This is a genomic window from Streptomyces sp. DT190, assembly GCF_049846985.1.
Classification (GTDB): Bacteria; Actinomycetota; Actinomycetes; order Streptomycetales; family Streptomycetaceae; genus Streptomyces.
This window is the reverse complement of the sequence record NZ_JBNCNM010000016.1, coordinates 188,644-213,304: the sequence shown is the minus strand read 5'-3', so window position 1 is coordinate 213,304 and position 24,661 is coordinate 188,644. Positions and strand designations below refer to the sequence as shown.

Genomic DNA, 24,661 nt, shown 5'->3' with positions numbered 1-24,661 from the left:
GATGGGTGCGGTGGCTTCGCCCCGGCGGGGCGGTCCGCCCGCCGGCCTGCGTCCTTCTGTGCCCGATCGCCGGCGGGTGCGTGAGCCTCGCCCGGACGGATCGCCCACCGCGCTCCCGGGCCGGTCACCCCCCACGGCCGTCCTCCTCGGGGGGTGACCCCCGGCACCTCGCCGCAGCGGTCCCGGCCCCAACTCCGCTCGCACCCAAGGCCGTAGAGCGACACGGCCGTGCTCCGGGCCGATGCCCCGGCCTGCGCGAACAGCGAACCGCGGACGATTTCAAGGGTTTCCCCAAACAACCCCGCCGGGGACCGGAATCGGGTGACCGCGCGGGTCATGCTGTCCCCACCGCACGAGGAGATCACCACCGGCGGGGCCCCCATCGGGCGCCCCGGCCCGGCACCCGGGCCTCCACGCGGCACCACCGTCACCGAACCGAACAGCATGGGGGCAGTCCATGACGAATGAAGCGCAGCTTCGGGACTACCTCAAGCGGGTCACCGTCGATCTCCACACCACCCGCCGCAAGCTGCGGCAGCTGGAGGCCCGCGAACAGGAGCCCATCGCCATCATCGGCATGAGCTGCCGGCTGCCCGGAGACGTGCGCACCCCGGACGACTTCTGGAACCTGCTGGTCTCCGGAACCGACGCGGTGACGGACTGGCCCACCGACCGCGGCTGGCCCACCGTCCCCGGCACCGACTCCGGCCACCGCCGGGGCGGCTTCGTCCACGACGCCGACCGCTTCGACCCCGCCTTCTTCGGCATCTCCCCGCGCGAAGCCCTCGCCATGGACCCGCAACAGCGCCTGCTGCTCGAAGTGGTCTGGGAATCCCTCGAACGCGCGGGCATCGACCCGGCCGCCCTGCGCGGCAGCCGCTCCGGCGTCTTCGTCGGCTGCAGCGACCAGGGTTACACCTCCGGCCTGACCGAGGTGCCCGAGGACGTCCGCGGTCACCTCCTCACCGGCAACTCCATGTCCGTCCTCTCCGGCCGTGTCGCCTACACCCTCGGCCTGGAGGGCCCCGCCGTCACCGTCGACACCGCCTGCTCCTCCTCCCTGGTCGCCCTCCACCTGGCCGCCCAGTCGCTGCGGTCCGGCGAGTGCTCCCTGGCGGTCGTCGGCGGTGTCACCGTCATGTCCAGCCCCGGTGCCTTCACCGAGTTCGCCCGGCAGGGCGGCCTCGCAGGCGACGGCCGCTGCAAGGCGTTCTCCGACGACGCCGACGGCACCGGCTGGGCCGAAGGCGCCGGCATCCTCGTCGTGGAGCGCCTTTCCGACGCCCGCCGCAACAACCACCCCGTGCTGGCGGTCGTCCGCGGCAGCGCCGTCAACCAGGACGGCGCCTCCAACGGCCTGACCGCGCCCAACGGCCTGTCCCAGCAGCGCGTCATCCTCGCCGCCCTGGCCAACGCCGGACTCCCGGCCACGGACATCGACGCCGTGGAGGCCCACGGCACCGGCACCGCGCTCGGCGACCCGATCGAGGCGCAGGCGCTGCTGGCCACCTACGGCCAGGGCCGTCCCGCCGACCGTCCCCTGCTGCTCGGCTCGGCCAAGTCCAACCTCGGCCACACCCAGGCCGCCGCAGGCGTCGTCGGCGTCATCAAGTCCGTCCTCGCCCTGCGCCACGGCGTACTGCCCCCCACCCTGCACGCCGAGCGGCCCTCGACCCACGTCGACTGGACCGCCGGCCACGTGCGGCTCCTCACCGACGCCCACGACTGGCCGGAGACCGACCACCCGCGCCGCGTCGGCGTCTCCGCCTTCGGCGTCTCCGGCACCAACGCCCATGTCATCGTCGAACAGGCCCCGCAGCCGACGGCCGAAGAGGCGGACGGCGCCGACCGGACCGAGGGCCCCGACCGCACCGACCGCGCCGACCGCACCGACCGCGCCGACCGGACTCCGCGGGCGAGCCTTCCGGTACTGCCCTGGGTCCTGTCCGCCCGCGACGAGGAGTCCCTGCGCACCCAGGCCCGCCGCCTGGCCGACCACCTCGCCACCCGGCCGGACGCCGACCCCTACGACCTGGCCGCGTCCCTCGCCACCACGCGCACCGCACACCCGTACCGTGCCGCGGTCGTGGGCGCCGACCGCTCGGAACTCCTGTCCGCGGTCGAGGCGTTGGCCCGCGGCGAAGCCGCTGCGGACGTCTTCACCGACACCGCGCAGGAAGCGGGCAAGATCGCGTTCCTGTTCTCGGGTCAGGGTGCGCAGCGAGCGGGTATGGGGCGTGAACTGTACGAGGCGTTCCCGGTGTTCGCGGAGGCCTTCGACGCGGTGTGCGCGTACGTGGGCGGCGGGTTGAAGGACGTCGTCTTCGGTGACGATGCGGAGCGTCTGGGGCGTACGGAGTGGACGCAGCCGGCGTTGTTCGCGGTCGAGGTGGCGTTGTTCCGGCTGCTGGAGTCGTGGGGTGTGCGTCCGGACTTCGTGGGCGGGCACTCCATCGGTGAGATCGCTGCTGCGCATGTGGCCGGGGTGCTGTCCCTGGAGGACGCCTGCACGCTGGTGGCAGCCAGGGGCCGGTTGATGCAGGCGCTGCCGTCGGGTGGGGCGATGGTGGCGGTGGAGGCGGCCGAGGACGAGGTGCTGCCTCTGCTGGCCGGGCGTGTGGTGTCGGTGGCGGCGGTCAACGGCCCCCGCGCCGTGGTGATCGCGGGTGGCGAGGCGGCTGTGTCCGAGGTGGCCGCCGAGCTGGCCGGGCAGGGCCGTCGCACGACCCGCCTGCGTGTCTCCCACGCCTTCCACTCGCCGCTGATGGAGCCGATGCTGGCGGAGTTCCGCCGGGTCGCCGAAGGCATCACCTACGCCACCCCCGCCCTTCCGGTCGTCTCGAACGTCACCGGACAGCTCGCCACGGATGGTGAGTTGACCACCGCCGACTACTGGGTCCGCCACGTTCGCGAGGCGGTCAGGTTCGCCGACGGTGTCGCCGCCCTGGCGGCGGAAGGCGTCACGCGGTTCCTGGAGATCGGCCCTGACAGTACCCTGACGGCGCTGGCTCGTGCCTGCGTAACCGACGACCGGGGGCTGCTCTTCCTGCCCGCGCAGCGCAAGCAGGGCACCGAAGCCCGCAACCTGATCGGTGCCTTCGCCCGCCTGCACCTGCACGGGGCGACGGTGTCGTGGCCCGCCCTGCTTCCGGGCGCCCGCGTCGTCGAGCTGCCCACCTACGCCTTCCGCCGCGACCGCTACTGGCTGGAGCGCTCGTACGCCGAGGACGGTGCCGCCCTCGTTCCTTCCGGGCCACATCACCGCGTCGTCTGGACCCCGGTCCAGGCGCTGCCGGAAACGGCGCGGCTGTCCGGGCGCTGGCTGCTCGTCCGGCCCGAGTCCCTCTCCGGCGACGACGGATGGGACGGCGCGCTGACCACCGCGCTGCTCGACGCGGGCGCCGACGTGGTCACCGTGGACCACCACCCCCTCGACACGCGGGCCGAGCTGGCAGGCCGTATCGCCGCCGCCGTCGGGGACGGCCCGGTCGCCGCGATTCTCTCCGCGCCGGCGCGCAGCGGCTCGGTGGACGACGTGCCCGCGGGCGTGCCCGCCACCGCACTGCTTCTCCAGGCCCTCGGCGACGCCCGTGTCGACGCTCCGCTGTGGGCGCTCACGCGGGGCGCCGTGACCGCCGTTGCGAACGATCCGGCACCCGACCCCGCGCAGGCCGCCGTCTGGGGCCTCGGCCGTGTCGCCGCCCTGGAGCACCCCGACCGCTGGGGCGGGCTCGCCGACCTTCCGCCGACGCTGGACCCACGTTCCGCGGCGCGGCTCGTCGCCCTGCTCGCCGACGGCACGACGGGCGCGTACCCGCGCGAGGACCAGGTCGCCGTCCGCGCCGCCGGGGCCTTCGCCCGCAGGCTGGCCCCCGCCGCTCCCTCCGCGGATGCGGTCTGGCAGCCGACCGGAACCGTCCTGGTGACCGGCGGCACCGGTGCGCTGGGCGCCCGAGTGGCCCGCTGGGCCGCACGACAGGGAGCCGCGCACCTCCTCCTGGTCAGCCGACGGGGTGCGCAGGCGCCCGGCGCGGAGGCCCTCGCCGAGGAACTGCGCCATCTGGGCAGCGACGTCACGTTCGCCGCCGTCGACCTGGCGGACCGTGAGGCGGTCCGGGAACTGCTCGACGCGCACCCGGTGGACGCCGTGGTCCACACGGCCGGAGTCATCGACGACGGAGTGCTCGACGGCCTCGGCCCGCAGGCCTTCCGTTCCGTGTTCGCGGCCAAGACGACGGGGGCGCGGCATCTCGACGAACTGACCCGCGACCGCGACCTGTCCGCCTTCGTCCTGTTCTCCTCGTTCGCCGGCACCGTCGGCTCGGCCGGGCAGGGCAACTACGCCGCCGCCAACGCGTGGCTGGACGCCCTGGCCGAGCGGCGGCGGACCGAGGGCCTGCCCGCCACGTCCATCGCGTGGGGGCCCTGGGCCGGCGGCGGCATGGCGGCCGACGCCGACGCCGAGGACCGCCAGGTGTGCGGCGGTGTCGGCCTGCTCGACCCCGACCGGGCCCTGGAGGCCCTCGCCCTCCACGCCACCGGGGACCACGCCGCGCCGCTGGTCGCCGACGTCGACTGGGACCGCTTCGGCGCCGCCTTCACCACCGTCCGCCCCAGCCCGCTGCTCACCGAGGTCTACGGCCGTCCGGCCGAGGCCCGTACCACCCCGGCCGCGGCCGGCCTGCGTGACCGCCTCGCCGGTCTGACCCCCGAACGGCGTCGGCACGAGCTGCTGGCCGAGGTGCGCACCCGTGCCGCGGCGGCCCTCGGCTACGCCGGGGTCGAACAGGTGGGTGCGGAGCGGGCGTTCCGCGACCTGGGCGTCGACTCGCTGATCGCGGTCGAGCTGCGCAACACCCTCGCCGCCGCGTGCGGTCTCTCGCTCCCGACGACGGTGGTCTTCGACCATCCGACACCGCAGGCCCTCGCCGGCCACCTGCACGACGAACTCTTCGGCGACACCGACACCGCCGTCACGGCCACCACTGCCGCGGCCGCCGTCACCGACGAGCCGGTGGCGATCGTCGGGATGGCCTGCCGTTTCCCCGGTGGCGTCGACTCTCCGGAGAGCCTGTGGGTCCTGCTGGAGGAAGGGCGCGACGGCATCACCGACTTCCCCGCCGACCGCGGCTGGGACCTCGACCGGCTCTTCACCCCCGATCCGGACAACCCCTACGCCAGCCACACCGCGAGCGGAGGCTTCCTCGACGGCGTCGGCGCCTTCGACGCGGAGTTCTTCGGTATCTCGCCGCGTGAGGCGTTGGCGATGGATCCGCAGCAGCGGTTGCTGCTGGAGTCGTCGTGGGAGGCGGTGGAGCGGGCGGGGATCGACCCGAGGTCGCTGCGCGGGGCTCAGGTGGGTGTGTTCACGGGTACCAACGGGCAGGACTATCCGGCCTTGCTGGGTGTGGCGGAGGGTGACTTCGGCGGGTACGTCGGCACGGGCAACGCGGCGAGCGTGATGTCCGGTCGTCTGGCCTACGTCCTGGGCCTGGAGGGTCCCGCGGTCACTGTGGACACGGCGTGTTCTTCCTCGCTCGTCGCGCTGCACATGGCGGTGCGGTCGTTGCGGTCGGGGGAGTGTGATCTGGCGCTGGCCGGTGGTGTGACGGTGATGTCGACGCCGGGTGCTTTCGTGGAGTTCAGCCGTCAGGGTGGTCTGGCGGGTGATGGCCGGTGCAAGGCGTTCGCGGAGGGTGCGGACGGTACCGGCTGGGGTGAAGGCGTAGGGGTACTGCTCGTTGAACGGCTGTCCGATGCGCAGAAGCATGGTCACCGGGTGCTGGCGGTGGTGCGCGGTTCGGCGGTGAATCAGGATGGTGCGTCGAACGGTTTGACGGCGCCGAACGGTCCGTCGCAGCAGCGCGTGATCCGCGCGGCCCTGGCGGATGCCGGGGTGTCGGCGGCGGAGGTGGACGCGGTCGAGGCACACGGCACCGGTACGCGGTTGGGTGATCCGATCGAGGCGCAGGCGCTGCTGGCCACGTACGGGCAGGAGCGCGAAGTCCCCCTGTTTCTGGGGTCGGTGAAGTCGAATCTGGGTCATACGCAGGCGGCCGCTGGTGTGGCGGGTGTGATCAAGATGGTGGAGGCGTTGCGGCGCGGTGTGCTGCCGGCGACGCTGCACGTGGACGAGCCGTCCTCACGGGTGGACTGGTCGGCGGGGGTCGTGCGACTGGTCACGGAACGGCAGGAGTGGCCGGGGGTGGACCGGCCGCGTCGGGCGGGTGTCTCCTCGTTCGGGCTCAGTGGCACCAACGCCCACGTCATCCTCGAACAAGCCCCGCAGGAGACGGCCGCCCCGGCCGACCTCGCGGTCCTTCCCGTGATCCCCTGGGTGCTGTCCGGGCGCGGTGCCGATGCGCTGCGCGCGCAGGCCGCCCGGTTGCTCGACGCCGTACGCTCGACCCCCGACGCCGACCCCCTGCGGATCGCCTCGGCGCTGGCCACCTCCCGTACCGCCTTCGAGGACCGTGCTGTCGTGCGAGGCCGTTCCCGCGAGGAACTGCTGGCCGGTCTGGCGGAGTTGGCAGCCGGTGAACCCACTGCCCAGGTCACCGTCGGCACCGTCGCCGAGGGTCGCACGGCGTTCCTGTTCTCGGGCCAGGGTGCGCAGCGTCCCGGAATGGGCCGTGAACTGTACGAGGCCTACCCGGTGTTCGCGGATGCCTTCGACGCGGTGTGCGCGCACGTCGGCGCGGAGCTGAAAGACGTCGTCTTCGGTGACGACGCGGAGCGTCTGGCGCGTACGGAGTGGACGCAGCCGGCCCTGTTCGCGGTCGAGGTGGCGTTGTTCCGGCTGCTGGAGTCGTGGGGTGTGCGTCCGGACTATGTGGGCGGCCACTCCATCGGTGAGATCGCTGCTGCGCATGTGGCCGGGGTGCTGTCCCTGGAGGACGCCTGCACGCTGGTGAGCGCGCGGGGGCGGCTGATGCAGGCGTTGCCGTCGGGTGGGGCGATGGTGGCGGTGGAGGCGGCCGAGGACGAGGTGCTGCCGCTGCTGGAGGGGCGTGAGGTGTCGGTGGCGGCGGTCAACGGCCCTCGCGCCGTGGTGATCGCGGGCGAGGCGGCTGTTTCCGAGGTGGCCGCAGAGCTGGCCGGACAGGGCCGTCGCACGACTCGCCTGCGTGTCTCCCACGCCTTCCACTCACCCCTGATGGAACCGATGCTGGCGGAGTTCCGTGAGGTCGCCGAAGGCATCACCTACACCACCCCCGCCCTTCCGGTCGTCTCCAACGTCACCGGACAGCTCGCCATGGACGGTGAGTTGACCACCGCCGACTACTGGGTCCGCCACGTCCGCGAGGCCGTCCGGTTCGCCGACGGCGTCGCCGCCCTCGCGGCGGAAGGCGTCACCCGGTTCGTCGAGCTGGGCCCCGACGCCACCCTCACCGCCCTCACCCGCACCGTTCTCGGCGAGGCCACCGACCAGGTCTGCGTGGCCGCGCAGCGCAAGGACCGGTCCGAGGCGGATGCCCTGACCGCCGCACTCGCGACCCTGCACACGACGGGCGCGCGGGTGGACTGGGCCGCGGTGTTCCGTGCCGCCGAAGCCGCCGAAGCCGGAGCCGCCGACGCGGCCGGTGCCGCCGACGCGGCCGGTGCCGCCGGCACCGTCCCGCTGCCCACCTACGCCTTCCAGCGCCGCTGGTACTGGCCCGAACCGCGCCCTGCCGACGAGCGGACGGCCGGGACCGCGGCGTCCGCCGCGCCCGCCGAGGACGCCTTCTGGCAGGCCGTCGAGCGCGGTGACACGCGCGAACTCGCCGACGCGCTGCACCTGGACGACAGCACCCTCGGCACCGTGCTGCCGGCGCTGTCCTCCTGGCGGCGCGCCACGACGGAGCGGCTCACCGCCGACTCCTGGCGCTACCGCATTCGCTGGCAGCGCCTCGACGGCGCCGCCGCCCAGGCCGGTCCGGACACCCGACGGTGGCTGCTGCTCCAGACCGAGGCCGGAGACGACCGTGCGCTCGGCGGCATCGAGGAGTTCCTGCCCCGGATCGAGCGCCTGGTCTGCCCCGCGGAGGCCGACCGGACCGTGCTGGCCGGGCTGCTCGCCGCGGCCGCCGAGGGTGACCCGGTCGCCGGCGTGCTCTCCTGCCTGCCCGGCGTCGGTGCGGCCCTGGCCGTCGTCCAGGCCCACGGCGACGCCGGGCTCACCGCGCCGCTGTGGCTGCTGACCAGCGGTGCCGTCGCCGTCGGCGGTGGCACGGAGGCCGTCGTCGAGCCGGGTGCCGCCGCCGTGTGGGGGCTGGGCCGTGTCGCCGCGCTGGAGCACCCCGACCGCTGGGGCGGGCTGCTCGACCTGCCCGTCCGGCCGGACCGCCGTGCCCTCGCCCGCGCCGCCGCCGTCCTGGTCGCCCGGACCGAGGACCAGGTCGCCGTCCGCGGCGGCACCGCCCACGCCCGCCGCCTCGTCCCCGCTCCGGCGCCCGCTGCCGCGACCGAGCAGTGGACCGCGCCCCCGCGTGTCCTCGTCACCGGCGGCACCGGGGCCCTCGGCTCCAGGGTCGCCCGCTGGGCCGTCGAGCACGGCGCCCGCGAGCTCGTCCTCACCAGCCGCCGCGGCCCCGACGCGCCCGGTGCCGACACCCTGCGCGCCGACCTCGCCCGGCTCGGCGCGAAGGTCACCGTCGTCGCCTGCGACACGGGCGACCGCGACGCCGTCGCCCGGCTGCTGGCCGCCCACCCCGTCGACGCCGTGGTGCACGCCGCCGGCGTCCTCGACGACGACGTGATCACCGACTGCACGCCGGACCGGCTCGCCGCCGTCCTGCGCGCCAAGGCCGACGCGGCCGACCACCTCGACGCCCTCACCCGCGACAGCGACCTGTCCGCGTTCGTCGTGTTCTCCTCCATCGCCGGCGTGTGGGGCAGCGGCGGACAGGCCGCCTACGCCGCCGCCAACGCCCACCTCGACGCCCTGGTGGAACGCCGCCGCGCCCGGGGCCTGACCGGCACCGCCGTCGCCTGGGGCCCCTGGGACGGCACCGGCATGGCCGCCGACCCGCAGGCGCAGGAGACGCTGCGCCGTCGCGGACTGCGCCCGCTCGACCCGGACGCGGCACTGACCGCGCTCGGCCGCGCGCTCGCCGCCCGCGACACCGCCGTCGTCGTCGCCGACGTCGACTGGGCCCGGTTCGCGCCCGCGTTCACCACCGGCCGCCCGAGCCCTCTGCTCGCCGACCTGCCCGAGGCCGCCGCGCCGGCCACCACCGGCCCCGCCGCCGCGTCCGCCACCACCGCGGGCGGCGCACTGCGCGACCGGCTCGACCCGCTGCCCGCCGAGGAGCGCGACGCCGTCCTGCTGGAGCTGGTGCGCCGTCGCGCCGCCGTCGCGCTCGGCCACGCCGACCCGGCCGCGGTCGCCGAGGGCCGCGCCTTCCGCGACATGGGCTTCGACTCGCTCACCGCCGTCGAACTGCGCAACGACCTCACCGCCGAGACCGGCGTCGCCCTGCCCACCACCCTCGTCTTCGACCACCCCACCCCGGCCGCCGTCGCCGCCCACCTGCGCGAGCGGATGTACGGGACGGGCGAACAGCGGTCGGAGACGGCCGTGGTGACCACCGGCACCGACCCGGTCGTCATCGTCGGCATGGGCTGCCGGCTGCCCGGCGGCGTCGACAGCCCCGACCGGCTGTGGGAGCTGCTGGCGAGCGGCGGTGACGCCGTCGGCGGGTTCCCCCAGGACCGGGGCTGGGACCTCACGGCCCTGCTGGAGGCCAGCGACACCCGCTCCGGCGGCTTCCTCGCCGACGCCTCCGCCTTCGACGCCGCTTTCTTCGGCATCAGCCCCCGCGAGGCCCAGGCCCTCGACCCGCAGCAGCGGCTCTTCCTGGAGACCTCCTGGGAGGCGCTGGAGCGCTCCGGTGTCGCCCCCACCTCGCTGAAGGGCTCCCGCACCGGCGTCTTCGTCGGCGCCGGCAGCTCCGGCTACGCCACCGGCCTCACCGAGGTCCCCGAAGGACTCGGCGGGCACCTGCTCACCGGCCAGGCCGGCAGCGTGGTCTCCGGCCGCGTCGCCTACACCCTCGGCCTGGAGGGCCCGGCCGTCACCGTCGACACGGCCTGCTCCTCCTCGCTGGTCGCCCTGCACCTCGCCGTGCAGTCGCTGCGCTCCGGCGAGTGCGACCTCGCCCTGGCCGGCGGCGTCACCGTCATGGCCGACCCGGGCGCGTTCGTCGAGTTCAGCCTCCAGGGCGGTCTCGCCCCCGACGGCCGCTGCAAGGCGTTCTCCGACGACGCCGACGGCACCGGCTGGGCCGAGGGCGTCGGCGTCCTCGTCGTCGAACGGCTCTCCGACGCGCGCCGCAACGGCCACCCGGTCCTCGCCGTCGTCGAGGGCACCGCCGTCAACCAGGACGGCGCGTCCAACGGCCTGACCGCCCCCAACGGCCCCTCCCAGCAGCGCGTCATCCGCCAGGCCCTCGCCTCGGCCGGACTCTCCCCGGCCGACGTGGACGCCGTGGAGGCGCACGGCACCGGCACCACCCTCGGCGACCCCATCGAGGCGCAGGCCGTGCTGGCCGCCTACGGCCAGGACCGGCCCGCCGACCGCCCGCTGTGGCTGGGCTCCGCCAAGTCCAACCTCGGCCACACCCAGGCCGCCGCCGGAGCCGTCGGCCTCATCAAGATGGTCCTCGCGCTGCGCGAGAACACCCTCCCGCGCACCCTGCACGCCGAGCGCCCCTCCTCGCGCGTCGACTGGAGCACCGGAAACGTCCGGCTGCTGGGCGAGCCCGTCGCCTGGCCCGCCGGCGACCGCCCCCGGCGCGCCGGTGTCTCCGCCTTCGGTGTCTCCGGCACCAACGCGCACGTCATCGTCGCCGAACCGCCCGCCGGGCCCGCCCCCGCGGCCCACCCCGCCGAACGCGCCGAGCGCGCCGTGGCGTGGGCGCTGTCCGCGGGCGGCCCGGCCGCGCTGCGCGACCAGGCCGCCCGGCTCCTCACCCACCTTCAGGACCGCCCCGGGGCGCACCCGGCGGACGTGGCCCACGCCCTGGCGTTCACCCGCGCCTCCCTGGAGCACCGCGCCGTCGTCACCGGCACCGGCCGCGACGCCCTGCTGACCGGCCTCGCCGCGCTCGCCGAGGGCCGCAGCGCACCCGGTGTCGTCACCGGCGACACCCTCACCACCCAGGGCGGCACGGCCTTCCTCTTCGCCGGGCAGGGCACCCAGCGCCCCGGCATGGGCCGCGCCCTGTACGACGCCTTCCCGGCCTACGCCGACGCGTTCGACACCGTGTGCGGGCACTTCGACGGGCTGCTGCCGCGACCGCTCGCCGAGGTCGTGGCGGACGCCGACGCCGGCACCCTGAACCGCACCGAGTACGCCCAGCCGGCCCTGTTCGCCGTCGAGGTCGCCCTCCACCGGCTGCTGGAGTCCCTCGGGGTGCACCCCTCCCACCTCATCGGCCACTCCGTCGGCGAACTGGCCGCCGCCCACGTGGCCGGGGTGTTCTCCCTGCCCGACGCCTGCCGCCTGGTCGCCGCCCGCGGCCGGCTGATGCAGGCCCTGCCCGAGGGCGGCGCCATGATCGCCGTGGAGGCCGCCGAGGAGGAGGTGCTGCCCCTGCTCGCCGGCCGCGAGGACACCCTGTCGCTCGCCGCCGTCAACGGTCCCCGCTCGGTCGTCGTCGCCGGGGACGAGGACGCGGCCGACGCCGTCGCCGCGCACTTCGCCGCGCTGGGCCGCAGGACGAGCAGGCTCCGCGTCAGCCACGCCTTCCACTCGCCGCACATGGAGGCGATGCTCGACGAGTTCCGCGCGGTCGCCGCCGGCGTCGCGTACGCCGAACCGCGCATCCCGGTCGTCTCCGACCTCACCGGCCGGCCCGCCACCCCCGGCGAACTCACCGACCCCGAGTACTGGGTACGGCACGTCCGGCACACCGTGCGCTTCGCCGACGGGGTCGCCGCCCTCGAGGAGCTGGGCACCAGCCGGCTCGTCGAACTCGGGCCCGACGCCACCCTGACCGCCCTCGCCCAGACCGCCTGGCGGGGCAGCGCCCCGCTCGCCGTGCCCACGCTGCGCGAGGACCGGGACGAGACCGAGACCCTGCTGACGGCCGTCGGCGCCCTGCACACCCGCGGTGTCCCGGTCGACTGGCGCGCCCTGCTCGCCGTCACCGCCCCCGGCTCCCGCCCGGTGGAACTGCCCACCTACGCCTTCCAGCACCGCCCCTACTGGATCGCGCCCACCGCGGCGTCCGGCGACCCGGCCGCCGCCGGACTCGTCGCCGCCGACCACCCCCTGCTCGGCGCGGTCGTCCCGTCCGCGGTCGACGACACCCTGCTGCTGACCGGCCGGCTGACCGCCGACGGCAACGGCTGGCTCGCCGCGCACCGGCTCGGCGGGACCGCCGTCCTGCCGAGCACCGCCTTCCTCGACCTCGCCCTGCACGCCGGCGCCGTCGCGGGCCGTCCGCAGGTCCGCGAACTGGTCCTGGAGAGCCCGCTGCCGCTGCCCGAGCACGGCGGCGTCGCCCTGCAGATCCGCGTCGAGGCCCCCGACGCCCGCGGCGACCGCCCCTTCGGCGTGTACGCCCGCGCTGCCGCCGGTCCCACCGCCGGCTGGACCCGGCACGCGGGCGGCATCCTCACCGCCGACACCGACGCCCTGTCCCTTCCCGTCCACGACCTCACCGCCTGGCCGCCGCCCGGCGCGCGGGAACTGCCCACCGACGGCCTGTACCCGCGGCTGCGCGAGGCCGGTCTGGACTACGGGCCCGTCTTCCAGGGCCTGCTGGCCGCATGGCGGGACGACACGGCCGTGTACGCGGAGGTCGCCCTGCCCGACCGGGCCGCCGACGAGGCCGCCCGCCACGACCTGCACCCGGCCCTCCTGGACGCCGCCCTGCACCCGCTGGGCCTCGGCGCCTTCGACGGTCTCGGCGACGGACGCGTGCTGTTCTCCGCCGGACCGGCCCGCCTCCACGCCACCGGCGCCACCACCCTGCGGGTCCGGCTCGACCGCACCGGCCCCGACACCCTCGCCCTCACCGCGGCCGACGCGGTCGGCGACCCCGTCCTGCAGATCGGCTCGCTGCTGCTGCGCCCGGTACCCGGCGTCACGCCCACCGGCACCACGGCTCCCACAGCCACGACGCGGGAGCCGGCCCCGGCGGCCGAACCGGCCCGCCGCCGCGCCGCCGCCCGCACCCAGCCCGCCGGCAGCCCGCTGGAACGGCTGGCCGCCAGGCCCGCCGCCGAACGCGCCCGCACCCTGCTCGCCACCGTTCGCGACCGCACCGCCGCCGTCCTCGGCCACGCCGGCGCCGACGACATCGAACCCGCCCGGCCCTTCACCGACCTCGGCCTGACCTCGCTCACCGCCGTGGAGCTGCGCAACGGCCTCAGCGCCGCGCTCGGCGTCACCCTGCCCGCCACCCTCGTGTTCGACCACCCCACCGCCGCCGCGCTCGCCGCACACCTCGCCGACGACCTGTTCGGCACCGCGAGCGCGGACACCCCCGCGGTCGCGGCCCGGCGCCCCGTCGACGACGACCCGATCGCCGTCGTCGGCATGGCCTGCCGCTACCCCGGCGGCGTCAACAGCCCCGAGGACCTGTGGGACCTGGTGCGCGCCGGAGCGGACGGCATCTCGCCGCTGCCCACCGACCGCGACTGGAACCCCGAGCGGCTCTACCACCCCGACCCCGACCACCCCGGCACCGTCTACACCCGCGAGGGCGGCTTCCTGCACGACGCCAGCAGCTTCGACCCGGCGTTCTTCGGCATCTCCCCGCGCGAGGCCCTCGCCATGGACCCGCAGCAGCGCCTGCTCCTCGAGGTCTCCTGGGAGGCCCTGGAGCGGGCCGGCGTCGACCCGGCCGGTGCCCGCGGCTCCGACACCGGCGTCTTCGCCGGCGTCACCTACCAGGACTACGTCACGATCCTCGCCGCCTCCGACGACAACTTCGAGGGCTACGTCGGCACCGGCAACTCGCCCAGCGTCCTGTCGGGCCGCGTCTCCTACGCCCTCGGGCTGGAGGGCCCGGCCGTCTCCGTCGACACCGCCTGCTCCTCCTCCCTGGTGGCCCTGCACCTCGCCGCGCAGTCCCTGCGCCAGGGCGAGTGCTCGCTAGCCCTGGCCGGCGGCGTCACCGTGATGTCGACGCCGGGCTCCCTCATCGAGTTCAGCCGCCAGCGCGCCCTCGCCGAGGACGGCCGCTGCAAGCCCTTCTCCGCGGACGCCGACGGCGCCAGCTGGGCCGAGGGCGTCGGCATGGTCGTCCTCGAACGGCTCTCCGACGCCCGGCGCAACGGCCACCGGGTCCTCGCCGTCATCCGCGGCAGCGCCCTCAACCAGGACGGCGCCTCCAACGGCCTGACCGCCCCCAACGGCCCCTCCCAGCAGCGCGTCATCCGCCAGGCCCTCAACGCCGCCGGACTGACCCCGCAGGACGTCGACGCCGTCGAGGCGCACGGCACCGGCACCACCCTCGGCGACCCCATCGAGGCGCAGGCCCTCATCGCCGCCTACGGCCAAGGCCGCGCCGAGGACCGGCCGCTGTGGCTCGGCTCGCTGAAGTCCAACATCGGCCACAGCCAGGCCGCCGCCGGCGTCGGAGGCGTCATCAAGATGGTGGCGGCGCTGCGCGAGGGCGTCCTGCCCCGCACCCTGCACGCCGAGAACCCCACCCCGCACGTCGACTGGAGCGCCGGCCGCGTCGAACTCCTCACCGAGGAACGGCCCTGGCCCGACACCGGCCGCCCCCGCCGCGCCGGCGTGTCCTCGTTCGGCATGAGCGGCACCAACGCCCACGTCATCGTCGAGCAGGCCCCCGACGACACGACCGTACGGCCGCCCGCCACGACCGGACTGCCCGCCGTACCCGTCCTGCTGTCCGCCCGCACCCCCGCCGCGCTGCGCGCCCAGGCCGCCCGGCTCCGCACCCACCTGCGCACCCGGCCCGGCACCCCGCTCACCGACCTCGCCTACACCCTCGCCGTGGGCCGCGCCGCCTTCACCCACCGGGCCGCCGTCCTCGCCGACGACGCCGCCGACCTCGACGAGACGCTCGCCGCGCTGGCGGCCGACGGCCCGCTCACCGGGCCCGCCCTGCTCGCCGACGCCGTGCCGGGCGGCGCCGAACCCGTCCTCGTCTTCCCCGGCCAGGGCGCCCAGTGGGCCGGCATGGGCCGCGAACTCCTCGCCGAGTCACCGCAGTTCGCCCAGTGGATCGACCGCTGCGAGCAGGCCCTCGCCCCCTACGTCGACTGGTCGCTGAGCGCCGTGCTGCGCGGCGACGACGACGCCGCCGACCTCGGCCGCGTCGACGTCGTCCAGCCCGCCCTGTGGGCCGTGATGGTCTCCACCGCCGCCCTGTGGCGGGCCCACGGGATCCGCCCCGCCGCCGTGGTCGGCCACTCCCAGGGCGAGATCGCCGCCGCCTGCGCGGCCGGCGCGCTGTCCCTGGAGGACGGCGCCCGCGTCGTCGCCCTGCGCAGCCGCGCCCTCACCCGCATCGCCGGCACCGGCGGCATGATGTCCGTGCCGCTGAGCGCCGACGACACCCGCGCCCGCATGGCCCCCTGGGAGGGCCGCCTCGCCCTCGCCGCCGTCAACGGCCCGTCGTCCTCCGTCGTCTCCGGCGAGGCGGGCGCGCTGGAGGAGATGCACGCCGCGCTCGTCGCGGACGGCGTGCGCGCCCGCAAGGTCAACGTCGACTACGGCTCCCACTCCCCGCAGGTCGAGGAGATCGAGGACACCGTCCGGGACGCCCTGGCCGGCATCGAGCCCCGCGAGAGCGACATCCCCTTCCGCTCCTCCCTGACCGGCGACTGGCTGGACACCACCGCCCTGGACGCCGGCTACTGGTACACCAACCTGCGGGAGACCGTCCGCTTCGAGGACGCCGTGCGCGGTCTGATCGCCGCCGGCCACCGCACCTTCATCGAGGTCGGCCCGCACCCGGTGCTCGCCGTCGGACTGCGCGACAGCCTCGACGCGGCCGGCGTCGACGGCGCCGTCCTCGGCTCGCTCCGCCGGGACCAGGGCGGCCTGCGCCAGTGGCTCACCGCGCTCACCGAAGCCCACCTGCACGGCGTGGACGTCGACTTCGAGACCGTGTTCGCCGGCACCGGCGCCGTCCGCACCGACCTGCCCACCTACCCCTTCGAGCACCGCCGCTACTGGCCCGCCGTACGCGGGACCGCCCCGGCCGACGCCGCCGGCGGTTCCCCCGCCGCCGACTCCGTCGAGGCCCGCTTCTGGGAGACCGTCGAACAGGAGGACCTGCGCGGCCTCACCGAGACCCTCGACCTCCCCGCCGACGCCCCGCTGAGCAGTCTCCTGCCCGCGCTGTCCCACTGGCGGCGCGCCGGCCGCGAACGCGCCACCGCCGACGCCCTGCGCTACGCCGTCTCCTTCAGCCCCCTCACCCTCGGCGCCGCCGCCCTCACCGGCACCTGGCTGCTCCTCGCCCCCGCCGCCGAGGCCGGACAGGACGCCACCGCCGGCCACGTCGCCGACGCCCTCACCGCGGGCGGCGCCCGCACCGTCCGCCGGATCGCCCTGCCCGACGGCGCACCCGACCGCGCCGCGATCGCCGCCCTGCTCACGGCCGGCGACGAGGACACCGGCCGGCCCGCCGGAGTGCTGTCCCTGCTCGCCCTCGACACCCGCGACCACCCCGGCCTCCCGGGCGTCACCGTCGGTCTCGCCACGACCCTCGCCCTCGTGCAGGCCCTCGGCGACCTCGGTGCCGACGCCCCCCTGTGGTGCGCCACCCGCGGCGCGGTCGCGGTCGGCTCCGCCGACCCCGCCCCCGTACCCGCCCAGGCCCTGGTCTGGGGCTTCGGCCGGGTCGCCGCACTGGAACACGCCGACCGCTGGGGCGGCCTGATCGACCTGCCCGCCGACCTCGACGCCCGCACCGGCACCCGGCTGGCCGCCCTCCTCGCCGACCCCGGCCAGGAGGACCAGATCGCGCTGCGCGCGGCCGGCGCCTTCGGCCGCCGCCTGGTGCACGCCCCCGGCACCGCCGAGCCGGCCGAGCCCTGGAAGCCCGGCGGCACCGTCCTGGTCACCGGCGGCACCGGCGCCCTCGGCCGGCACGTCGCCCGCTGGCTCGCCGACCGCGGCGCCACCCGCCTGGTGCTGGCCGGCCGCCGCGGCGCCGACGCCCCCGGAGCCGGCGAACTGCGCGACGAACTCGCCGCCCGCGGCGTCGACGTCACCCTCGCCGCCTGCGACGCCGCCGACCGCACCGCCCTCGCCGACCTGCTCGCCGGACTCCCGGCCGACCAGCCGCTCGACGCCGTCTTCCACGCCGCGGGCGTCCTCGACGACGGCGTGATCGACTCCCTCACCCCCGAGCGCATGGCGGGCGTCCTGCACGGCAAGGCCACCGCCGCCCGCGTCCTGCACGACCTCACCCGCGACCTGGACCTGTCCGCCTTCGTCCTGTTCTCCTCCACCGCCGGCGTCCTCGGCGGCGCCGGCCTCGGCAACTACGCCCCGGGCAACGCCTACCTCGACGCCCTCGCCGCCGAGCGCCGCGCCGCGGGCCTGCCCGCCACGGCCGTCTCCTGGGGGCTGTGGGCCGACGGCGGCATGGTCGGCGACGCGGCGGGCGAGCGCATGCGCCGCCACGGCGTCCACCCCATGGACACCGGCACCGCCTGCCAGGCCCTCGGCCGGGCCCTCGACCTCGGCGACACCCACGTCGTCGTGACCGACCTGCGCTGGGACACCTACGCGCCCTCCTTCACCGCGCCCCGGCCCAGCCACCTGCTGGACGAACTGCCCGCCGCCCGCCGGGCCCTGGACGCCGCCGGCGACGACACGGCGTCCGGCACCGCCGACATCTCCTCGCTGCACGCCCACCTCGGCGCCCTGCCCGAGTACGAGCGGGCGGACGCCGTCCTGGGTATCGTGCGCAGCCACGTCGCCGGCGTCCTCGGCCACCCCTCCGCCGACGCGGTCGACCCCGCCCGGCCCTTCACCGACCTGGGCATCGACTCGCTCAGCGCGGTCGAACTGCGCAACGGCATGAACCGCATCACCGGCCTGCGCCTGCCCAGCACGCTCGTCTTCGACCACCCCACCTGCCGGGACCTGGCCGACTTCCTGCTCGCGCAGGTCGCCGCGGACACCGGCACCGGTGACACCCCCGCCCCGGCCGCGGGCGACGCCGTCCACCGCGCGCCCGCCGCGGAGGACCCCATCGCCATCGTGGCCATGGGCTGCCGTTTCCCCGGCGGCGTGCACACCCCCGAGCAGCTGTGGGACATGCTGCTGGCCGGCGAGGAGGGCCTGGTGCCCTTCCCCGAGGACCGCGGCTGGGACCTCGGCGTCCTCTTCGACACGGAGCCCGGCAAGACGGGCACCGTCGCCACCCGCACCGGCGGCTTCCTCGGCGACGCCGGCGGTTTCGACCCGGCCTTCTTCAACATCTCGCCGCGCGAGGCCCTCGCCATGGACCCGCAGCAGCGGCTGCTGCTGGAGATGGCGTGGGAGACGTTCGAACGGGCCGGGATCGACCCGCGCGCGCTGCGCGGCAGCCGCACCGGTGTCTTCGCCGGCACCAACGGCCAGGACTACACCGGCATGCTCGCCGCGTCCGGCGAGGACTTCGAGGGCTACATGCTGACCGGCAACGCCGCCAGTGTCGTCTCCGGCCGGCTGTCGTACACCTTCGGCCTGGAAGGCCCGGCCGTCACCGTCGACACCGCCTGCTCCGCGTCCCTCGTCGCCCTGCACCTGGCCGTGCAGTCGCTGCGCGCGGGGGAGTGCGACCTCGCCCTCGCGGGCGGCATCACCGTCATGGCCTCACCGGGTCTGTTCGTGGACTTCAGCCGGCAGCAGGGGCTGGCGGCGGACGGGCGGTGCAAGGCGTTCGCGGACGCGGCGGACGGCACCGGGTTCTCCGAGGGCGGCGGTCTGCTGCTGGTGGAGCGGTTGTCGGACGCGCGCGCCAAGGGGCACCCGGTGCTGGCGGTGGTGCGCGGCTCGGCGGTGAACCAGGACGGCGCGTCCAACGGTCTGAGCGCGCCGAACGGCCCGTCTCAGCAGCGGGTGATCCGGGCCGCGCTCGCGGACGCCGGGCTGTCGGCGGCCGAGGTGGACGCGGTGGAGGCGCACGGCACGGGCACGCGGCTGGGTGACCCCATCGAGGCGCAGGCCCTGCTCGCCACCTACGGGCAGGAGCACGACGCGGAGCGTCCGCTGTACCTGGGTTCGGTGAAGTCGAATGTCGGTCACACGCAGGCGGGTGCCGGTGTGGCGGGTGTGATGAAGATGGTGCTGGCGATGGAGCACGGTGTGCTGCCGGCGACGTTGCACGTGGACGCGCCGTCCTCGCACGTGGACTGGGAGCAGGGCGCGGTCGAGCTGCTGACCGAGGCACGGGAGTGGACCGTGCCGGGGGACCGGCCGCGGCGTGCGGGTGTGTCGTCGTTCGGGATCAGCGGCACCAACGCGCACGTCGTCCTCGAAGCCGCCCCCGAACAGCCCGCCGCCGACACGGACGGAGCCCCGGCCGCCGCCCACGGCACCCTGCCCTGGGTCCTCAGCGCCCGCAGCCGCGACGCGCTGCGCGCCCAGGCCGCCCAGCTCCTCGCCCACGCCGGGCGGAACCCCGGCCACACCGCGGCCGACCTCGGCCTGTCCCTGACCGCGACCCGCACCGTCTTCGAACACCGGGCCGTCGTGCTCGGCGCCGACCGCGCCGCCCTCACCGACGGACTGCGGCTCCTCGCCGACGGCGAGACGGGACCGCACACCGTCACGGGCACCCACCGCGGCGAAGGGAAGACCGCCTTCCTCTTCTCCGGACAGGGCTCCCAGCGCCCCGGCATGGGCCGCGGCCTGTACGACGCCTTCCCGGCGTTCGCCGATGCCTTCGACGCCGTCTGCGTCCACCTCGGCGACGACCTGCGCGCCGTCGTCCTCGGCGACGACGCCGAGCGGATCAACCAGACCCGGTGGACCCAGCCCGCCCTGTTCGCCGTCGAGGTCGCGCTCTACCGCCTCCTCGAATCCTGGGGCGTGCGGCCGGACTTCGTCGCGGGCCACTCCATCGGCGAGATCGCCGCCGCCCACGTGGCCGGCGTCATGTCCCTCCCGGACGCCTGCGCCCTGGTCGCCGCACGCGGCCGGCTGATGCAGGAACTCCCCGAGGGCGGCGCGATGTTCGCCGTCGAGGCAGCCGAGGACGAGGTACTGCCGCTGCTCGCCGGCCGCGCCGACGCGGGCATCGCCGCCGTCAACGGGCCGCGCTCCGTGGTCGTCTCGGGCGCCGAGGCCGCGGTCGCCGAGGTGGCCGCCGAACTCGCCGCGGGCGGCCGCCGCACCACCCGGCTGCGCGTCAGCCACGCCTTCCACTCGCCGCTGATGGACCCCATGCTCGACGCCTTCCGCGAGGTCGCCGCCGGCATCGCCTACGCCCCGCCCCGCATGGCCGTGATCTCCAACGTCACCGGGCGGGCCGCCGCCCCCGGCGAACTGCAGGACCCCGAGTACTGGGTCCGCCACGTCCGCGAGGCGGTCCGCTTCCACGACGGTGTCGCCTGGCTCGCCGCGCACGGAGCCGACCGGTTCTGGGAGATCGGCCCCGACGGCACCCTGACCGCCCTCGCCCAGGACTGCCTCGCCGAGGACACCGGCGACCTCCTGTTCGTCCCGTCGCTGCGCAAGGACCGCGACGAGGCCGACGCCCTGCTCGACGCCCTCGCCCGCGCCTTCGCCAAGGGCGTGGACGTCGACTGGCCCCGCCTCTTCGACGGCACCGGCGCCCGCGTCGTGCAGCTGCCCACCTACCCCTTCCAGCGCCGCCGGTTCTGGCCGCGCCCGCCCGCCCTGCTCGGCGACGTCACCGCCGCCGGCCTCGGCACCAGCAGCCACCCGCTGCTGGGCGCGGCCGTCGCCCTCGCGGACGGCGACACCCACCTCCTCACCGGACGCCTGTCCCTGCACTCCAGCCCCTGGCTGAAGGAGCACGCCCTCACCAGCACCGCCCTGTTCCCGGCCACCGGCTTCCTCGACCTCGCCCTGCACGCCGGGGCGCGGACCGGCTGCGAGCACGTCGCCGAGCTGACCATCCTGACCCCGCTCACCCTGCCCGCGCACGGCGGAGTCCAGGTGCAGGTCCGCGTCGAGGCGCCCGACGCCGGCGGCGCCCGGGCGCTGACCGTGCACGGCCGCCCGGACGACGCCCACCCCGACGACCCGTGGACGCTGCACGTCAGCGGCCTGCTCACCGCCGAACCGGCCGCCGGCGCCTCCTCGGCGTACGACTTCACCGCCTGGCCGCCCCGGGACGGCGAGGAGGTGCCGCTGGACGGCTTCTACGAGGCGTTCGCCGACCGCGGCCACCTCTACGGCCCGCTCTTCCAGGGGCTGACCCGGGTGTGGACGCGCGGCGAGGAGGTCTTCGCCGAGGTCCGTCTGCCCGCCGACGCCGACCCCGCCGCCGGCGCCTTCGACCTGCACCCGGCGCTGCTCGACGCCGCCCTGCACGCCGTGATGTTCGTGCCGATGGAGGACGCCGGACGGCTCCCGTTCTCCTGGAACGACGTGCGGCTGGACGCCGTCGGCGCCTCCGCCCTGCGGGTGCGCATGGTTCAGCGGGGCCCGGAGGCCGTCGCCCTCGAACTCGCCGACCCGGCCGGCCGCCCCGTCGCCTCCGTCGGCTCGCTCACCCTGCGCGAACTCACCGGCGACCTCGACGGCGCCACCGTCGGCAGCCCCGGCCGGCAGGGCCTGTACGAAGTGGACTGGCAGCCGGTGCCCCCCTCCGGCGCGCCGGTCCCGGCGGACTGGGCGGTCATCGGGTCCGCGGAGGCCCGCGACCTGGCCGCCGCCCTGCGCGAGGCCGGGCACACCGCCACCGTCGTCCCCGGCCCGGACGCCCTCGCCGACGCCGCCGTACCGGACACCGTGCTGTACGCCGTGCCGGCCACCGGCCGGACCGCCGACGGCGACCCGGCGCGCCGGGCTCGGGACCTCACCGCCGAGGTGCTGGCGTTCCTCCGGCGGTGGCTGGACGACCCGGCGTTCGCCGCGGCGCGCCTCGCCGTCGTCACCCGCGGCGCCGTGCCCGCCGGGCCCAGGCCCGCGGACCCGGCCCAGGCCGCCGTCTGGGGCCTGGTGCGCTCCGCCCGCACGGAGAACCCCGGGCGCCTGGTCCTCGTCGACACCGACGGCACCACCGCCTCCGCCGCGGCGCTGCCCGGCGCGCTCGGCGACACCGCGTTCGAACTGGCCGTGCACGACGGCTCCGTGACCGCGCCCAGGGTGGTGCCGCTGGCCGCCGACCGGGCCCTCGTCCCGCCGCCCGGCACCGAGGCGTGGCGGCTCGGCGTCGAGCGCAAGGGCACCCTGGAGGGGCTGCGGCTCATCCCCTGCCCGGAGGTCACCGCCCCGCTCGGCCCGCGCGAGATACGGATCTCGATGCGCGCCTGCGGCGTCAACTTCCGCGACGTCCTCACCGCGCTCGGCATGTACCCGGGCGACGCCACCGCCATCGGTCTGGAGGGCGCCGGCGTGGTCACCGAGACCGGCGCCGACGTGACCTCCGTCGCCCCCGGCGACCGCGTGATGGGCATGTTCGCGGGCGCCTTCGGACCGGTCGCCGTCGCCGACGAGCGCATGGTCGCGCCCATCCCGAAGGGCTGGAGCTTCGCGGAGGCCGCCACCGTCCCGATCGTCTACCTCACCGCCTACTACGCCCTCGTCGACCTCGCCGCCCTGAAACCCGGCGAGAGCGTCCTCGTGCACGCCGCGGCCGGCGGCGTCGGCTCCGCCGCCGTCCAGCTCGCCCGCCACCTCGGCGCCGAGGTCTACGGCACCGCGTCCCCGGCCAAGTGGGACGCGCTGCGCGCCGCCGGCCTCGACGACCGCCACCTCGCCTCCTCCCGCGACCTCGGCTTCGAGGAGCGGCTGCGCACCGCCACCGGGGGCCGCGGCGTCGACGTGGTCCTCGACTCCCTGGCCGGGGAGTTCGTGGACGCCTCCCTGCGGCTGCTGCCGCGCGGCGGACGCTTCCTGGAGATGGGCAAGACCGACGTCCGCGACCCGGCCGCGGTCGCCGCCGACCACCCCGGCGTCCTCTACCGCGCCTTCGACCTGGTCGAGGCCGGACCCGACCGGATCGGCGAAATCCTGCACGAGCTGGCGGACTTGTTCGACCGAAGGGTGATCGAGCCGCTGCCGATGACCGTGTGGGACGTGCGCCGCGCCCCCGAGGCGTTCCGGTACCTCAGCCAGGCCAAGCACGTCGGCAAGGTCGTCCTCACCGTGCCGGCCGCCCCCGACCCCGAGGGCACCGTGCTGCTCACCGGCGGCCTCGGCGGGCTGGGCCGCGCCACCGCCCGGCACCTGGTCGCCGAGCACGGCGTCAAGCACCTGCTGATCGCCGGGCGGCGCGGCCCGGACACCCCCGGCGCGGCCGACCTGCGCGCCGAACTCGCCGCCCTGGGCGCCGAGGTGACCGTCGCCGCCTGTGACATCGCCGACCGCACCGCGCTCGCCCAGCTCCTCGCGGGCATCCCCGCCGACCGGCCGCTGACCGCCGTCGTGCACACCGCGGGCGTCCTCGCCGACGGCGTCCTCACCTCCATGACGCCCGCCCGGCTCGCCGAGGCGCTGCGGCCCAAGGCCGACGCCGTCGTCGCCCTGCACGAGCTGACCCGCGACCTGGACCTGGCCCGGTTCGTGGTCTTCTCCTCCGTCGCCGGCACCTTCGGCGGCGCCGGACAGGCCAACTACTCCGCCGCCAACGCCTTCCTGGACGCCTTCGCCCACCACCGGCGCGCCCTCGGCCTGCCGGCCGTATCCCTCGCCTGGGGCACCTGGCTGCCGGACGCGGGCATGACCGGCGAACTCACCGACGCCGACCGGGAACGGCACGCCCGCACCGGCATGGTGCCGCTCGGCCCCGAGCGCGGCATGCGCCTGCTGGACGCCGCGTCGGCCTCCGACCGGGCCGCCCTGCTGCCCATGGACCTCGACGCCGCCGCCCTGCGCGAGCACCACGACGTCCTGCCGGTCCTGCTGCGCGGCCTGGTTCGCACCCCCGTCCGCCGTCGCGCCGACGCCGCCCCCGCGACGGCCGGAGCCGCCCCGGCCACCGAGGCGACCCTGGCCGAACGGCTGGCCCCGCTGTCCGCCGCGGACCGCGAGCAGCTGCTCCTCGACGTGGTGGCCGAACAGGCCGCCGCCGTCCTCGGGCACGGCTCGGCCGACGCGATGGAACCCGACCAGACCTTCAAGGAGCTCGGCTTCGACTCCCTCACCGCGGTCGAACTGCGCAACCGGCTCGGCGCGGTCACCGGACTGCGGCTGCCCGCCACCCTGGTCTTCGACTACCCGACGCCGCTCGCCCAGGCCCGGCACCTGCTGGACGCCCTCGACCTGCCCGAGCCGCCCGGCACCGCACAGGCCCTGCTCGGCGAAGTGGACCGCCTCGAGAGCGCCCTGCGCGACGCGGCCGTGGACGGCGAGGACCGCGAGCGGGTCACCGCCCGGCTGCGGGAACTGCTCTCCCGCTGGCAGGGCGAACCGGTCCCCGCGGCCGGTGCCCCCGTCCCGGTGGAGGACGACGAGGAACTGGCCGGGGTCGAGACGCCGGGCGACCTCTTCGACCTGATCGACCGCGAGCTGGGAGACGCATGAGCACCCCGCCGCCCTCCCGACCGCACCCGACGC

At 76.2% G+C, this 24,661-nt stretch carries 1 protein-coding gene; it reads left to right on the top strand.

Features of this window, described 5'->3' with window-relative positions; translation table 11 throughout:
• Positions 1-457 precede the first annotated feature (457 nt).
• Positions 458-24,628: a type I polyketide synthase gene (locus tag ACPXCS_RS26465; protein ID WP_425951778.1), complete on the top strand. Its 24,171-nt coding sequence runs from the start codon at positions 458-460 to the stop codon at positions 24,626-24,628.
• Positions 24,629-24,661: the final 33 nt, after the last annotated feature.

Coding starts and splice junctions, on each gene's coding strand:
- ACPXCS_RS26465 (WP_425951778.1), top strand. CDS start 458: ATGACGAATGAAGCGCAGCTTCGGGACTACCTCAAGCGGGTCACCGTC.